Raw genomic sequence first — 15,948 nt, 5'->3', positions numbered from 1 at the left:
ATGATGAAGAATAAAAAAAGTATTTTGCTGCTTACAGTAACAGCTTTAATTATTCTTATCGGTTTAAGTATTGGTAATCCAGACGGTGTTCACTATCTTTCCCTTTTTGCTGCACTTGTATTTACCATCATAAGCTCTATTTTTATTTATAAAAATAGAGCTTATGCTTCATTTAAAACGATAGAATGGCTATTGCTGATTGTTTTTTCGTTTATCGTACAGTTTTCACTTTTAGATAACTTACATATGACGAGCTCAACTATTTTTTTACTCGTTTTGTATGCAATCAGTCGCACTTTATTGGCAATGCTGCTGACGGCCGCTGTACTCAGCGCTATCAAACAGATAAAGGATTTTCACTATACATTTGCACACCCAAAGCGTTACCTAGGAATCGTTACGATTCTTATTTTAGCTGTTAGTCTATATTACTGGTTCGCCTTTTTCCCAGCGGCCATGACTCCCGATTCATTAGCACAGTGGAGACAGGCACATAACGGAGAATTTAACGATTGGCACCCTATTATGATTACGTGGCTGATTATGCTGCTGACAAAAATATGGGATAACCCAGGAATTGTAGCGTTCACGCAAATTGTTGTTGTAGTAAGCATATACGCCTATACGTTTGACTTTTTCATTAAACGCAAAGCACATCCTGTTATGATTGGACTTTTAACAGCTATTATTGTCATTATTCCAAGCTTTTTAATCTTTTCAATTATTATTTGGAAAGATATTTTATACAGTGCTTTTCTGCTGTTTTTTACGGTTAACATTGCAAAAATCTATTTGTCAAAAGGTGCTTGGATTAAAAGTAAAGCGAGCTTTTTCTTACTTTTACTCTCTGCATTTGGAGTAGCTTTCTTTAGACATAATGGTTTTCCTGTATTTGTTTTGACTTTCCTTTTAATGATCGTCTTATTCAGAAAAAACTGGAAACCTCTTGTCACGATTTTCTTAGTCGTCTTTATTTTACAAAAGATTGTTACAGGCCCTGTGTTCACGTGGCTTGATGTAAAACCTTCAGATCCAAATGAAGCTTTGTCTATTCCAACTCAACAAATTGCCAACATCATTTCAAATGATGGGGATATGTCAAAAGAAGAGCGCGAATATTTTAATAAAGTGCTCCCTATTGAATTGTGGAAAGAAAAATATAATCCATACAAAAGTGATCCAATTAAATTCACGTGGAAATACTACGACCGCGAATTTATTTTTAATGATTTAGGTCTTTACTTTAAGAACTATGCTAGCATTGTCATCAAAAATCCTTACCTAGCAACGGAAGGTTTTCTCAAACAAACGGCTTTAATATGGCAAATCAATCCCTTTAAAGATGGATATACAGATACCTATGTAACAACAATTTATCATGGGAATGATTTGGGATTAGAAAATAAAGTAATTAATTCACTTATCACAAATACAGCCAACGCTTACTTAGCTATTTTTAAGCATCCTGTTTTTACGTTCTTATGGAAACCAGCTTTTTATCACTGTGTCATTTTATTATTTTCATTAATGCTAGTGATTCGAAGAGGAATTACGTCACTTATTATCATCATTCCTTGGGCTCTTAACACGCTTTCTGTTCTTGCAGCATTGCCGGCTCAAGATTTTCGATATTTATTAGCAAGCGTATTTGTGTCTTTCTTCTTTATTGGTCTTCCTTTTATCCGATTTGATCAGAAAGAAAAGGATGTGACCTCCTGATGGAGAGCAATTACAACAAAAAGCTAGGAATCACACTCATTATCGTGGCTTCCCTGTTTACAGCTGTTGGACAACTTTTTTGGAAGTTGTCCGAAGCTTCATTTAACTTAAATTTAATTATTGGTTTTTTCCTTTATGGATTAGGAGCGGTTTTTATGATTGCCGCTTTTAAATTTGAAAGAGTTTCCTTGCTTCATCCATTTTTAAGCCTAGGATACGTAATTAGCATTGCTCTTGGTTTCTTTCTATTAAATGAAGCCGTTAGCCCTATGAAGCTGGTCGGTACTCTTATTATTATCGTAGGTGTAATTCTAGTAGGTGGCCAAGATGAATAGTATTCCACTTTTAATTATTATGACCCTTTTAGGTTCAGTTGGAGCTGTCTTTTTCAAGTATATTTCTACGTATTTAAATAAAAAAAAGATAAAGCTAGCGCTTATTTGCTTTGTGGGTGGCGGTCTTTTTTACGGGGCGGCAGCTCTGCTTAATGTGTATGTTTTAACGCTGTTACCTTATTCTATTGTATTTCCGCTCACGTCTATTACGTATATCTGGACATTAACATTCGGTTACTTTTTAATTAAAGAAAAAGTTACAACAAAACAAGTTATCGGCTGTATTCTTCTAATTGTCGGATGCTTCTTTATTGCTAATAGTTGATGAGATAACTTGAAAAGGTAGGAGTTTCACATGAAAAACTTAAAATTTGCGAGCATTTTACTGCTCATATCAACATTATTTTTGAAATTTTCTAGTATGATTCGTGATTTAGTTATTGCTAACTATTTTGGAACAAGTTATATTGTCGATTCATACAACGCAGCAATGATTATTCCAAACGCTTTTATTTTATTTATGCTAACGGGGATGAAGGATGCGTTTATTCCTAGTTATTTACGTTATGAAAAAGAAAATAAAGGAAAGGTTCATTTAACTAATATTGTTAAATCAACCTTTCTTATTTGTTTCATTATTTCGGTTCTCGGATCAATTGCCGCTTTCTTTTACTTTCCTGCTTCGTATTCTAATTTTTCCAAAGCAGCAATTGAACTAGGAATTTATACGGGCGTTATGTATTTTTTATCTCTTTCACTAGTTGGAGTGAACGCTGTATACGAAGGTGTATTTGATGCAAGAAGTCAATATTCTTTCTCCGTGTTTTCTCAAACGGTTGTTGTACTATTTACAATTTTAAGTACGATTCTATTACATTCAGTTATGGGCGGCTATGCAATTGCCCTTGGCTATTTTGTAGGAACAATTGCTTCTTTCTTAATTAAAGTTGTCTATTTTAAACCGCAGCATCTGCTGTTATGGAAGCAAAAAATTGACCGTGATGAAGTTGTGGCTTTTTACAAAGTATTCATCCCTGTTGGTGTGACAATTATGGTCGGTCAAATTAATTTAACTGTAAACTTCTTCTTTGCTGGTTCCTTTGGTGAAGGTGTTATTTCATACTTAAATTACGCCTTCAGGCTTGTAAGTATTCCCCAGGCAATATTCGGGGTCACAGTCGCAACCATTATTTATCCGCTGATTGCAAGAGCCATTTCTGAAAAAGATGAAGAACGCTTTAAATTGGGAATTGAAAAAGGGATCACGTTTATGCTGATGCTGCTGATTCCGACAATTGTTATTATGATCTTTTATATGAAAGACATTGTAATGATTGCTTACCAGCGCGGTGCATTTGACGCACAATCAACGTTAAAAACAACGGATGTATCTTATTATTACCTAGGTTCCGTGTTTTTCTATTCGCTGCAAGCTGTCGTTGCAAAGGGCTTTTATTCTCTTCAAAAAGGTTATCTTATTATGAGAGCAGGCTTATTATCCATTGTGTTAAATATCATCTTTAACATCATTTTCACTAAATTTATGGGATACCAAGGATTAGCACTTTCCATGTCAGTGGTTGCCTTTTTCTACACGGCCATCGTATTCGTTATGCTGGCAAAACAAATTAATCACTTCCACTACGGATATCTAGTGAAAGAAACAGGAAAAATTCTTTTAGCTTCCGTACCTGTTGCTATCGTCATGTTCTTCTTAAAGGACATCGCCTTTTTGAATTCATTACATGTTATCTTGCGATTTGGTATTGTCTGTATTGCAGGTGGTTTAGTATACTTAATGTCGACGCTATTATGCAGAGTAGAAGGTGTTATGCTTTTAGTTAAAAGAAAACGTTAATTCACGTAAAACAGGAGAGTACTATATGAAGAACACATACTGGTTATTTTTTCTGTTCGTTGGTTTTATTTCAATTCAGCCAATTATTGATATGCTAACGACGTACATGGTTTTGAACATGGATAGTGGTCTCTCAATTGGGGTTGTTATTCGCTTTCTATATATGATTTTTGCAGGTGTCCTACTTTTAGTGTTTGCCAAAAAATCAAAATGGGCTAGATATTCGATTATCTACCTTATTGTTTTTGCACTCTTTCTTGGACTCAATATCTACTTAAATCATCAATGGAAAGATCCTTATTATATTGGGCAAGAAATTAAATTTTTCAATAAAGTTGTTTATATGAACGTTACATTACTTGGAATGATTGTGATGTTTTCACATTATCGATCATCTGTGGATGTAAAAAGAATACTGAGTAAAAACTTATTGACTGCTTCACTCATCATCAGTATTGTTTTTATCGGTACAATGCTAACAGGTACAGCACTAGAGAGTTATCAGTATAATAAAATCGGATTTAAAGCCTGGTTTTATGCAGCGAATGAGCTAGGAGCAACCATTGCTATTTTGCTTCCTCTCACACTGCTTTTAGCTTTGGATAAAGTACGTTCGTTTTCAAAAGCTTATTACTGGATTCCTTTTATCTTGTTAGCCGTTTCGTCCATCATGCTTGGAACGAAAGTGGGCTTAGGTGCCGTTATTCTTTCTTTAGTTGTAGCAACAGTTGTCTTATTTGCAAAATTATTTACGAATAAACGCAGCTTAATTAAAGCCAACTTAGTGATCTCAATTCTGCTTTTAATTGTAACCGGAGCAACTACTCCGATTTCTCCAGCTTATAAAAACACATATGCGCACATCGATATGTTAGAGGCTAAAAAAGAGAAAACAAAACAAGAAAAGCCGGAAAAGAAAGAAAAAGAAAAGCCGGCGAAAAAGAAAAAACAAAAGGAATCAAATCTAGATGACAAAGATGTTCAAAATCTGATTCTAAGCAGCCGTGAGCAATTTTTAGCTCATATTAAGGAACAGTATGCAAAAGCACCTATTGCACGAAAAATGATAGGTATGGGCTTTTCTGGTGACTATACAAAACAGCTTCCGCCAAAGATGATTGAAATGGATTTTTATGATCTGTTTTTCTCTTTAGGTATCATCGGATTTTTACTATGGATTCTTCCACTTCTAGTAGTTGGTTTAACCGTATTGGTTCGATTATTTAAAGAGCCATCACAGCTTCTTGATGAAAGCTTTATGATGTATAGTACAGCAATTGTATTAGCTCTTGGAATTGCTTTTGTAGCTGGGCATGTCTTTACAGCACCAGCCGTTACTATCTATTTTGCAGCAGCTGCTGCTTATCTGTTCGTCATTCATTTTAAACAAAGACAAGCGTAAAAAAACAGGCCATTGAAGGCCTGTTTTTTTATCTTTTTAATGGCTGAAGGCTTAACACCGTATCACCCGCATTAACGTTTATTTCCTGATCATGAGCAAAAAAACTTAGTGCCTTTCCTTGCGTACTCACTGCTAGTAAAAGAGAATCATCGCTTTTCTCCTCAAGATATGTTTCATACGTATATTCATCCGTAATTTTTGTATTGTAAATCGTATATCCATGCTCCATTTTATGATGCAGAAACTCCCACGTAATTCCTTTCTTAAAGAGCAGACGTCCTCTTACTGTATGCATAATTTCATCGACATCTTCTCTTGAATCTTCTTGGTGACGAATGCTCAATTGAAAAACATTGTTCCGTCCCATATCTTGAAGAAAAGCAGTACAAACAAGCGCATTATATGCATCTAACTCAGTTGCAGCAATCACGTATTCATAAGGAGTTAAGTCTAGATGATATTCCGTTTGCTCAGCTAGAACTTCTCCGTGATAAACATCTACTTGTGCTCTGCGCGCAACTCTTAACCGCTCCCACGAAGAATCAGCAACTAATACTGGATAGCCCAGCTTTTTTAACTTTGAAGCAAAGGCAACCGTAAAATCATTGCTTCCTACAAGCAAAATACCAGGTTCTTCTCCAATCGATAAATCAAGCTTTTTAGCTAGCCATGAAAGGGAAAAACCGTGTGCACAAACCGTAGCAAACACTAAAGCAAATGTCAGCGTTGTTAGGATGGAAGCATCTTTAAAACCTTCATCAATTAGTACTTTCGCAAAGTAGCTAGAGACCGTTAACGCCACAATTCCGCGCGGGGCAATCCAGCCAATCAGGATTTTTTCTTTTATAGATAAATCTGTCCCTACTGTTGACAAAAAGATGGAGACAGGTCTGACAATAAACAGCATAAGTAAAACAAACAAAATAATATTCCAATGAAAAATTTCAGTAATGGTCTTCATCGTCAGTCCAGCCGTTAACATGATAAAAATAGTAGAAGTCAATAAAACCGAAATGTTCTCTTTAAAGTGTCGCATATCACTAATAGATGAAATATGCATATTAGCAAGCGTAATCCCCATCGCTGTTACTGCTAGAAGACCTGTTTCATGCTTAATTTCATCAGCTACTGTAAAGCAGGCAATAACGATAATAAATACGACCGGAGATTTTAAGTACTCTGGAATATGACCCTTTTGAAACATCCACCCTATTCCGCGGCCAAGGATCCACCCTATTAAAACAGCAATAATAGAGGCCACGAAGAAAAAGAGAATTGTTTTTCCAGTCACTTCTCTCAGCACTAAAAATTGAACAATTTCAAACGAAAAAACGGCCAGCAATGCACCAAATGGATCGACAATAATACCTTCCCATTTTAAAATCGCTGCTGGTTTTGGTTTTAATTTAGCTTGTCGTAAAAGAGGTAAAATCACGGTTGGACCCGTCACAATAAAAAGCCCTCCGATAACAATTGCTACCGCCCATGATAAATCCGCTATATAATGAGCAGCTAAAGAGCCTAAAATCCAAGCTAGCATGGCTCCCAGTGTCACAATGCGAAACACGGGCTTTTCGATTCCCCTTACCTCTCTCATGTCTAAGTTCAAGCTGCCTTCAAATAAAATAACAGCTACAGCAATAGATACAAAAGGATCAAAAAGCTGAGCAAATTGTGCTTTAGGATCAATTAAACCTAAAATAGGGCCTGTTAGCAGTCCGATAATCGACATCACGACAATTGCTGGTAGCTTAAATCTCCAAGCCAGCCACTGAGATAGAACTCCTAGTCCCACTACAAGCGTGATATGTATAAGCATGGGTTCCATTGTATCTTCCTTCTCTCGTTCGCATAATGTGTATATATTTTCCCTAAAATAAACCGATGTTATACAGGAAGAAACAAACACTACCTTGTTTTACCACTTTTTCAAAAAAGCTAAACGCATACCCCCCTCTTTGAATCCAAACTGTTTTCCTTAGTTCGACACATATTTTACTCGTGTTTGTCGAATTTCACTTTATTATAAAATAATAAAAAGCCTTTAGCTTCTGCTAAAGGCTTTTTGCTGGATGATCCAATTCATATAGCTTTTGATAGTGACTGTTCGTAGCAAGTAATTCTTCATGCGTTCCGCGAATTGCTGCCTTTCCATCTTGTAAGAATAAGATTTCATCCATCTTTTCCATCCCAACTAAATGGTGCGTAACCCAAATTAAGGTTTTGTCGTGAAGAGTTTCAAAGATGGTGGATAACAAACGCTTTTCAGTCACGGTATCCAACCCTGCAGTTGGCTCATCCAGCATGACAATTGGCGTATGCTGAAGCAGAACACGTGCTAACGCAATCCGCTGACGTTCTCCTCCCGAGAAGCGCTGACCTGTTTCGAGCATCGACGTTTGATATCCTTGGTGCAAACCTTCCACAAGGTAGTGCATATTCACTTGCTTCATTGCCTCAATTACCTCTTCTTTTGTGGCCTCTTCGTTAGCTAGTAATAAATTGTTTGCTACGCTTGTATTAAATAAATAAGGATTTTGATTTAATACAGAAATGAGTTTTGATACATCTTCACGAACTTCAGCCACAGACTGACCGTTTAGTTGAACTGTACCTTCTGTAGGCAATAAGGAGCCTTGCAGCAACTTTAAGAGAGTCGATTTTCCAGCTCCACTCTTGCCAAGAATCGCAATTTTTTTTCCTTGTTCGACTTGAAATGAAAGGTCATGAATTACTGAGCCTTCATGATTACTATAGCGAAAGCTTACATGTTCGACTTTTAAGGTAACCGAGCTCCATGAACCTTTATACGGTAAAGAAAGAGTGTGTTTTTTCTTTTCGTTCATATCTGCCCAGTTCTTTTCCATTTCCTGCACTCTATTTAAAGATTCCTCAAACTGAGGAATCTTTTCTACTGCATTAGATACTGGAAGCAGCGCTTCAGATAAAGGAAATACTACTAAAATAAAAGCAGCAATAAACACACCTGCAAGCTCTTTATCTACAAAAAGAGACGCCCCAAACCAAATCATTGTGACAATTAAAGCTGCTACAATAACTTGGCCAATTAACTCTCGGTAATACGTCCATAATTTAAGCTTGCGATCCATGCCATCTAACTCATCTTCTGTTTTGTTATACGAATGAAAAAATGACAGTTGCTGCCCGCTTAACACCCAATCAGCAACTCCTAAAAAACCGTCTGTAACCTTGGCATATAACTGTGCTTTGCTCGACTTATATCGCTGATTGGCCGCCTTCATATGCCAAAGGGAAAAAAGCGGCATCACTATTACTAATAAAAATAAATAGATGGCAATCAAACATGCAAACTTTAGGCTAAAGAATCCTAAAGCTACAATAGAAATAACATATAAAATAACAGCTGAGATTGTTGGTAGAATGGTACGTAAGAACAAGTCTTGTAAACTTTCAATATCTTCAGCCAGAACTCCTAAAACATCTCCTGTTCGATAGCGAGATGTAGCAATTAACGGTTCAATCAAATGATAAAGACGCGTACGCATTTTAGCTAAAATATGAAGAATAAAATCGTGACTGACAAGACGCTCCGCATAACGAAAGGTTGCTCGGCTTAAACCAAATGTACGCACAAGTACAATTGGAACGTACACCAATAAAATCGTTTCTGGCTGTAAGGAAGAAGCTGAAATCAAATAACCTGATGTGAACATTAGCGCGCAAGCAGAACCAATCGTTAACAAGCTTAGTACTAAGATAGAAAAGATACGAGATTTATATGTTTTAAAGTAGGGCCATATCCAACTTTTATATTTCATCATACCTCCTCCTCTTCATGTAAAAATTGATAGTAAGCTCCTTTTTTTTGAATCAGTTCTTGATAATTACCGATTTCTGCAACCTTTCCGTCCTCTATTACAACAATTAGGTCCATGTCTTTCATCCAATGCAGACGGTGCGTAGCTAAAATAAATAACTTCTCTTGGAACATCGTTAAAATATCTTGCTTTAATTCATACTCCGTTTCAATATCCACTTGTGCTGTTGGTTCATCAAGCATAATAATAGGGCGGTCGCTTAGAAATGCTCGAGCTAGGGCAATTCTTTGAGCTTGGCCGCCGCTAAGCTGCCGTCCTCCATCCCCTATCATTTCATTTTCCTTATTAGGCATCTGTTGAATCGTAGATAAAAGTCCTGCTTTCGTTAAAGCATCTTCATAATCATATGAGCCGCCTCTATCCTGATAAAATTCAATATTTTCTTTCACTGTTCCATTAAAAATAAATGGATGCTGAGGAATATACGTAATCTGCTGTTGCCAAGCGTCTGAGCGTAAATCGATTGGCATGCCGTTTACTTCAGCAGAGCCTTCTGTAAATTGTACAAATCCACTTAGTATATCAATAAGCGTCGATTTTCCAGCTCCGCTTTTTCCTATGATCCCAATTTTCTTAATTCCTTTAACATGCAGTGACACATCTTCAAGAGAAGGTGGATGCTTTTCGTCATATTTTACGGTGATATGACGTAATTGAAGTTCACTGCTTTCAGTCCAACTAGGAACATCTTCTTTTTTAGCCGACGGTTTTTCAGCCTGCTTCACAATATTGATTAATGCATCTCCAGATTCTTTTCCGTCCAATGTTGCATGGTAATCGTTTCCGACTTCTCGTATCGCTAGGAAGTATTCAGGCGCCAGCAATAAAATCATAAGTGCAGGCTCTAATGTCATCGAACCATTCACCAGCCGCAAACCAAGCATAACAGCCACGATGGCTACAGATAACATCGTAAAGAAATCAAGAGCAAACGTAGATAAAAAAGCAATTCGGAGCGTCCCCATTGTCGCTTTTCGATAACGGTCACTCACTCTTTCAATCGTTTCAGCATGTACCTTACTTTTCCCGAGAAATGTTAAGGTTTCTAACCCTCGAAGCGAATCTACAAAATGATTGGACAGCACATGATATGTCTCCCATTGACTATCTATTTTTTTCTGTGCAGCCAGTCCAAGCAAAATCATAAATAAAATTAAAATTGGCATGGTCACAAGTAAAATAATGCCTGAAAGCCGATCATGATACCAAACGAAAGCGAGCACTAGCCAAGGTGTAACGCTAATGGCGGCCAGTTTAGGTAAAAACAGCTCGAGATAAGCACGAAGCTTCTGTAGGCCTGTTGTGATGAGCGTCACTAAGTTTCCTGTCCCTTCATTTTTGGCAAAGCGCGGTCCTAATGCAAAAATGCTTTTCATTACCGTCAAACGAAGTTCCTGAATCGTTTTGACTCCAAATTGATATGCTGTTTTTTTCACTATAAAACTTATGATCTGACGAACAATAAAGGTAGACAAAAACAATGCGATTGTTTTTGTCTGCGAAGTTAAACTTTCACCATGAAAAAGGGCGGTAATTACTTCGGCAAGCCACTTAGCTTGAAAAATAATGGCTACACTTTGAATAGTAATAAGCCCTATTAACATGGCAAGAACCATTTTTATTCCGTTGTAAACCATTAAACCTCTACCCATTAGTACTCCATATGCTCCTTATGATCTACACGTTTTCTAAAAACGTAGTAGCTCCAAATTTGATAACCTAACACAAAAGGCAGTAACGCAATAGCTGCATAAGACATAATTTTTAAGGAATAATTCCCTGATGCTGCATTATGAATGGTTAAACTATAGCTTTCATTGATTGAACTAACCAACACGGTTGGAAACAACCCTGCAAATATAGAGGAAATTGATAAAATCAAAATTAAGCCAGACATAGCAAATGCCCATCCATCTTTTTTACGTGTAAGGAAAAACCCTGCTAGTAAATACACGAAAATACCGATAAAAAATGTATATAGCATCAAGCGGCTATGATTACTGAATAAATCTGTTTCAAAAAACGTCAGGCCTGAAAAAATAAGAAGCAGCAAGGCATTCACAGGCAAAAGCTTCATAGCGACTTTTCGTGAACGATCTCTAATGTTGTCCATCGTACGGATAGTCGCAAAAATGAGGCCGTGCCATAAGCAAAGCATTGTTAATGTCACGCCGCCTGTTATGGTATATAGGTTAACAATATCCGAAAATCCGGCATTCATTTGCATGTCGCTCTCAACAGGCAGTCCTTTCATTAGCGCTGAAAATAAGATGCCAAAAATGAGCGGTGGAAAAAGACTTCCAAAGAATATAACCCAATCCCACGCATTTTTCCACGCCTGTTTTTCAACTTTTCCTCGAAATTCAAATGCTACACCGCGGCCGATAAGCGAAAGCAAAAGAAGAACAAAAAGAACATATGACCCGCTTAATAGCGTTGCATACCAGTTTGGAAAAGCGGCAAACATAGCACCAATTGCTGAAATTAGCCAAACTTCATTTGCATCCCAAAAAGGACCGATTGTATTAATAAAAGCTCGTCGCTCTAAGTCGTTTCTTCCTAAAAAACGAGACACCATTCCAATACCAAAATCAAAGCCTTCTAAGAAGATAAAACCAACAAACAGAACGGATACTAGCAAATACCAGAATTCATTAAGAGAAAACATTGTATCCCTCCTTTGTAAACGGATCAGTTGATACTACTTTTGTATGTTCTTCGTGATCATGATCTGGACCTTTTTTAATTTCTTTAACAAACAAGAACACCATAATCACAGCTAAAATTAAATAAAAAAACGAAAACGAAACGATAGAGAACAACAATTCACCTGCTGTTACACCAGGAGACACGGCATCTTCGGTTTTCATATAGCCAAATACAACCCAAGGCTGACGGCCAATCTCTGTCATAATCCAACCTGCCGAGCTTCCAAGGAACGGAAAGGCAATGGCAATCGTCATAATACGTAAAAATAGTTTGCTTTCTTGAAGTTTTTTACGAGAAAGCAAGTGCGTGCCCCAAATGCCTAATGCACATAATACGCCACCTAGACCAGCCATAATGCGGAAACTCCAAAACGTTGTCCGAACGGGTGGAATATAATTTCCTTCTCCATATTTCGCCGTATACTGCTCCTGCAGCTCGTTCATTCCAGGAACGGAACCTGAAAACTTCCCGTATGATAAGAAGCTTAATAAATAAGGTATTTTGATTTCACTTGTATTTTTCTTTTCATCAGGTTGAATATTTGCTGTTACCGTCCAGGCTCCTGGACTTCCGCTGTTTTCCCATAATCCTTCACTTGCGGCCATTTTCATCGGCTGTGTTTTAACTAAGTATCCAGCCTGTTCATGCCCAGATAGCGCAATTCCTACACCTGAAACTAACCCTACAATGATAGCAACTTGAAATGATTTTTTGGCAAAAGCCAAATGTTTTTTCTTTAAGAGCATAACGGCACTGACACCCGTAATAAAAAAGGCGCCTGTTGCAAACGAACCTAAAATTGTATGAGGGAATTCAACCCAAAGCTGACCGTTTGTTAACAATTTAAAGAAGTCATTCATTTCTAAACGGCCATTATTTAGCTCCATTCCGACCGGATGCTGCATAAAAGAATTAGCCGTTAAAATAAAGAACGCTGAAAAAATAGTACCTAGACTAACAAGCCAAATACATAGACAGTGCAGCCATTTAGACAAACGATCCCACCCGAAAATCCACAGTCCGAGGAAAGTGGACTCCATAAAAAACGCTAGCAGTGCTTCAATAGCAAGCGGCGCACCGAATACATCTCCTACAAACCGTGAGTACTCTGACCAGTTCATGCCAAACTGAAATTCTTGTAAAATACCTGTTACGACTCCGACAGCAAAGTTAATCAGGAATAAGTGCCCCCAAAACTTTGCCATCTTTTTATACTGTTCATCTTTTTTTACTACGTACATCGTTTCCATGATCGCTACTAAAAAGACAAGGCCTATAGACAGCGGTACAAAGATAAAATGAAACAGCGTCGTTGATGCAAATTGAATACGTGATAGTATGACTGTATCCATCTTCTTTCCCCTTTCATATATAAGAACATTCATCATTTCCATAGATACTTTGCTCATTACTGAGCATCTTTTACTTACATTGTGAAACATTGAGCATAACAATTCGAGAAATATGCTCAATGTTTCACATATATATGTAATTTCTCTCTTTCTATTTACATAGTATAGTCTATTTTCTTAGCTGTGCACGTACATTTTTTGAACGTTTTTAGACTAAAACGTGACTTTCTTGTGACAAAAAAGTGAAGGACCTCTTTATTTTTTCATAAAAAAAGCACGCTCTGATTTGAGCTTGCTTCTCTACGGTCGATATTTTGCTTTGGCATTTAATTTAGATTGACGAATGATTTGGTTAATGACTTCAGAAAATACAATACCAATGGCAATTGAACCTGAAATCATAAAGGCTTTCGCTGCAAGACTAATCGCTTCATTATAGTTATTTTCTACAAAGTTACGCATGGCATCGTATGCTGTTCCTCCTGGAACTAGCGGAATAATACCTGCTACGGTGAAAATAATGATCGGCGTGCGATAAATTTTTGCGTAAATTTGACTAATAATAGCAATAAAGAAGGCCGATACAACGGTGCTTGGAATTTCATCTACGCCATAGAACGTCAGCAAATAGTAAATGAGCCAGCCAACCATTCCGACAAAGCCACTTTTTAATAATGATTCACGTGGAACATTAAAAATGATCCCAAACGCTGCCGAAGCAATAAAACTTGTAATTATCTGCTCTACGATATGCATATGATGCCTCCCTTCTATAGAAGCGTAAATACAATGGCAATACCTGCACCAATAGCGAATGCCGTCAGAAACGCTTCTGCTCCTTTTGATAATCCAGACAGTAAATGTCCCGCCATTAAATCTCGCACTGCATTGGTAATGGATAAGCCAGGAACGAGAGGCATAACGGATCCAATAATAATTTTATCAATTTGTGTGCCCAGTCCTGAAGCGACTAAAAGAGCTGATAAAAGTCCAATAACTAACGAAGCGGTAAACTCAGCAAAAAAGCGAATCGGAATAAGACGGTGGAAATACACCACGGTTAAAAATCCTAGTCCCCCTGAAAACATAGCTGGAATAAAGTCCGTCCATAGACCTTGAAACATGATTAAAAAGCATCCGCTAGAAATGGATGCAGCTACAAGTTGAACCCATAGTGGAAAAGCTACGTTCGTTGCTTCAATTTCTTGTAGCATTTCATACGCTTCCTCCAGGGAAATGTTTCCTTGGCTAATTGTTCTTGAGACGCTATTTACCATGGTTACTTTTTTTAAATCTGTCGTTCGTTCAGAAATACGAATTAACTTCGTTTTCGTCGGTTCTTTCGTTTCCAGTGAAAACATAATCCCTGTTGGCGTCACATAGCTGTGGGATTTTTTTATACCGTAAGACGCTGCAATCCGCATCATTGTGTCTTCTACTCGATACGTTTCTGCTCCGCTTTCTAACATAATTTTACCTGCTAGTAAGCTAACGTCCATAATTTCATATTTATCTAATTTTTGTTGTGTCATCAAATCGCTCCAAACATATTAAAGCTTGGTTTTTTCCCCTACAGCATACAGTGTATAAGAAAGAGAGAAGTAGACGCAATGGTTAATGCAAAAAAGTGTGGACTTTTTGTCTCACACTTTCAGGAATAGTATATACATTCCTTATCAATTCATACGTTTTGTGGTCTTACGCTCTACTAATACAGGTGCCATTTTATACTGTACCTGATCTATTTCTTGCTGATCCTGAATTTGCTGAAGTAAGAGGTTTACTGCTTTTTCAGCCATTTTTTCCATCGGTTGACGAATGGTTGTTAATGGAGGATGCGCTTCACTAGCTTCTGTAATATCATCAAACCCTATAACAGATAAATCTGCTGGAACGTGAAGCCCGTTTTGCCACGCACAGTGGATCACTTTCAGAGCAATGTAATCCGTGGCACAAATAAGCGCAGTTGGTGGCTCTGAATGATGAGCTAGTTCATTTATAAACTGATATAGTTCATCTGAGTTATTCATATCTTCTTTTACAAACTTTGCGTTTGCTGACGGTACATACTGATGAAAAAGAGACAGACGGTGCTCGACCCCGCTTACAGCTTTTCCAACGAACCCTATATTCTTATGACCAAGGTCCGTTAAGTGAGCAACAGCTAATTGCATTCCTACCGCATCATCTACATGTACAATCGGCCAAAGTGCAGAAGAGTCGTCTCCTGTAAGAGAAACGTAAGGCGTTTGATATTGTTTTAATACGTCTACAAACGGATGCTGAGCCGATACATAGTCTAATAAAATGACCCCATCAAACCAATGGTTCATCATAACATTTAATTGACGCTCAGCCGTTGTTTCTTGGTAATCCGTATGTCCAATAAGAACATCCATCCCTCGACTTTGGACTTGTTGCTGTACCTTTTTTAATAGTTCAATTAAAAACGGATCTTTTAAATCTCTAATTAATATCCCGATAATCCCTGTTTTTTGAGCACGCAGAGCTGCCGCAAATGGATTCGTCTGATACCCTAAATACGCTGCAGCTTCGAGTACTTTTTGTTTTGTTTTTTCACTGATTTTAATTTTACCGTCTTTATTGTTGAAGATTCTTGATACCGTAGCTAATGAAACACCCGCTTCTTTTGCTACTTCTGTAATCGTGACTTTTTTTCTCCCCATTCGTACCGACTCCCATTTCCTTTTAG

At 37.4% G+C, this 15,948-nt stretch carries 13 protein-coding genes; 5 read left to right on the top strand and 8 right to left on the bottom strand.

Going from position 1 to position 15,948, the window contains the following annotated elements; all coding sequences use genetic code 11:
- Genes M3225_RS21365 through M3225_RS21345 form a run of 5 tightly spaced genes read left to right on the top strand, consistent with a single transcriptional unit; the run spans position 1 to position 5,314 of the window.
- Complete coding sequence (locus M3225_RS21365; protein ID WP_251397030.1) at positions 1-1,719, top strand: DUF6020 family protein; 1,719 nt, start codon at positions 1-3, stop codon at positions 1,717-1,719.
- Complete coding sequence (locus M3225_RS21360) at positions 1,719-2,054, top strand: EamA family transporter (RefSeq protein ID WP_251397027.1); 336 nt, start codon at positions 1,719-1,721, stop codon at positions 2,052-2,054. Before M3225_RS21365 ends, M3225_RS21360 begins: the two co-directional genes overlap by 1 nt.
- Positions 2,047-2,379 (top strand): EamA family transporter, encoded by a 333-nt coding sequence (locus tag M3225_RS21355; RefSeq protein ID WP_193426609.1) that lies wholly within the window; start codon positions 2,047-2,049, stop codon positions 2,377-2,379. Before M3225_RS21360 ends, M3225_RS21355 begins: the two co-directional genes overlap by 8 nt.
- Before the next feature lie 30 nt (positions 2,380-2,409).
- A complete protein-coding gene (gene murJ, locus M3225_RS21350; protein WP_251397024.1) occupies positions 2,410-3,912 on the top strand; it encodes a murein biosynthesis integral membrane protein MurJ in 1,503 nt (500 codons plus the stop codon).
- 25 nt (positions 3,913-3,937) lie between these two features.
- Positions 3,938-5,314 carry an O-antigen ligase family protein gene (locus M3225_RS21345; RefSeq protein ID WP_251397021.1) on the top strand — a complete coding sequence of 459 codons (1,377 nt, stop codon included), beginning with the start codon at positions 3,938-3,940 and terminating at the stop codon, positions 5,312-5,314.
- 28 nt (positions 5,315-5,342) lie between these two features.
- On the opposite strand, the gene M3225_RS21340 is transcribed toward M3225_RS21345, so the two are convergent.
- The 8 genes from M3225_RS21340 to M3225_RS21305 form a co-directional block, all read right to left on the bottom strand.
- Positions 5,343-7,142, bottom strand: a complete 1,800-nt coding sequence (locus M3225_RS21340; RefSeq protein WP_251397017.1) for a cation:proton antiporter — start codon at positions 7,140-7,142, stop codon at positions 5,343-5,345.
- A 226-nt stretch (positions 7,143-7,368) separates the two neighbouring features.
- Positions 7,369-9,114: a thiol reductant ABC exporter subunit CydC gene (gene cydC, locus M3225_RS21335; protein WP_251397013.1), complete on the bottom strand. Its 1,746-nt coding sequence runs from the start codon at positions 9,112-9,114 to the stop codon at positions 7,369-7,371.
- Entirely contained in the window at positions 9,114-10,826 is a 1,713-nt protein-coding gene (cydD, locus tag M3225_RS21330; protein ID WP_251397011.1) for a thiol reductant ABC exporter subunit CydD, read from the bottom strand. Before cydD ends, cydC begins: the two co-directional genes overlap by 1 nt.
- A complete protein-coding gene (gene cydB, locus M3225_RS21325) occupies positions 10,826-11,842 on the bottom strand; it encodes a cytochrome d ubiquinol oxidase subunit II (protein WP_251397009.1) in 1,017 nt (338 codons plus the stop codon). The genes cydD and cydB overlap by 1 nt, the downstream gene beginning before the upstream one ends.
- On the bottom strand, positions 11,829-13,235 hold the full coding sequence (locus M3225_RS21320; RefSeq protein WP_251397007.1) for a cytochrome ubiquinol oxidase subunit I: 1,407 nt from the start codon (positions 13,233-13,235) through the stop codon (positions 11,829-11,831). Before M3225_RS21320 ends, cydB begins: the two co-directional genes overlap by 14 nt.
- 300 nt (positions 13,236-13,535) lie before the next feature.
- Positions 13,536-13,991: a threonine/serine exporter family protein gene (locus M3225_RS21315; RefSeq protein WP_251397006.1), complete on the bottom strand. Its 456-nt coding sequence runs from the start codon at positions 13,989-13,991 to the stop codon at positions 13,536-13,538.
- Between the two features lie 14 nt (positions 13,992-14,005).
- Positions 14,006-14,767, bottom strand: coding sequence for a threonine/serine exporter family protein (locus M3225_RS21310; protein ID WP_251397004.1), 762 nt, complete (start codon positions 14,765-14,767; stop codon positions 14,006-14,008).
- A gap of 144 nt (positions 14,768-14,911) precedes the next feature.
- The gene (locus M3225_RS21305) at positions 14,912-15,922 is read right to left on the bottom strand and encodes a LacI family DNA-binding transcriptional regulator (protein WP_251397002.1); all 1,011 of its coding nucleotides are present in this window, start codon (positions 15,920-15,922) and stop codon (positions 14,912-14,914) included.
- Positions 15,923-15,948 lie beyond the last annotated feature (26 nt).

This window comes from Priestia aryabhattai (genome assembly GCF_023715685.1).
Classification (GTDB): domain Bacteria; phylum Bacillota; class Bacilli; order Bacillales; family Bacillaceae_H; genus Priestia; species Priestia aryabhattai_B.
Note: the sequence above shows the minus strand (reverse complement) of the source record. Positions and strands in the feature narration are given on the sequence as shown.

Coding starts and splice junctions, on each gene's coding strand:
- M3225_RS21360 (WP_251397027.1), top strand. CDS start 1,719: ATGGAGAGCAATTACAACAAAAAGCTAGGAATCACACTCATTATCGTG.
- M3225_RS21305 (WP_251397002.1), bottom strand. CDS start 15,922: ATGGGGAGAAAAAAAGTCACGATTACAGAAGTAGCAAAAGAAGCGGGT.
- M3225_RS21365 (WP_251397030.1), top strand. CDS start 1: ATGATGAAGAATAAAAAAAGTATTTTGCTGCTTACAGTAACAGCTTTA.
- M3225_RS21320 (WP_251397007.1), bottom strand. CDS start 13,235: ATGGATACAGTCATACTATCACGTATTCAATTTGCATCAACGACGCTG.
- M3225_RS21355 (WP_193426609.1), top strand. CDS start 2,047: ATGAATAGTATTCCACTTTTAATTATTATGACCCTTTTAGGTTCAGTT.
- M3225_RS21315 (WP_251397006.1), bottom strand. CDS start 13,991: ATGCATATCGTAGAGCAGATAATTACAAGTTTTATTGCTTCGGCAGCG.
- cydB (WP_251397009.1), bottom strand. CDS start 11,842: ATGTTTTCTCTTAATGAATTCTGGTATTTGCTAGTATCCGTTCTGTTT.
- murJ (WP_251397024.1), top strand. CDS start 2,410: ATGAAAAACTTAAAATTTGCGAGCATTTTACTGCTCATATCAACATTA.
- cydC (WP_251397013.1), bottom strand. CDS start 9,114: ATGAAATATAAAAGTTGGATATGGCCCTACTTTAAAACATATAAATCT.
- M3225_RS21310 (WP_251397004.1), bottom strand. CDS start 14,767: ATGACACAACAAAAATTAGATAAATATGAAATTATGGACGTTAGCTTA.
- M3225_RS21345 (WP_251397021.1), top strand. CDS start 3,938: ATGAAGAACACATACTGGTTATTTTTTCTGTTCGTTGGTTTTATTTCA.
- cydD (WP_251397011.1), bottom strand. CDS start 10,826: ATGGGTAGAGGTTTAATGGTTTACAACGGAATAAAAATGGTTCTTGCC.
- M3225_RS21340 (WP_251397017.1), bottom strand. CDS start 7,142: ATGGAACCCATGCTTATACATATCACGCTTGTAGTGGGACTAGGAGTT.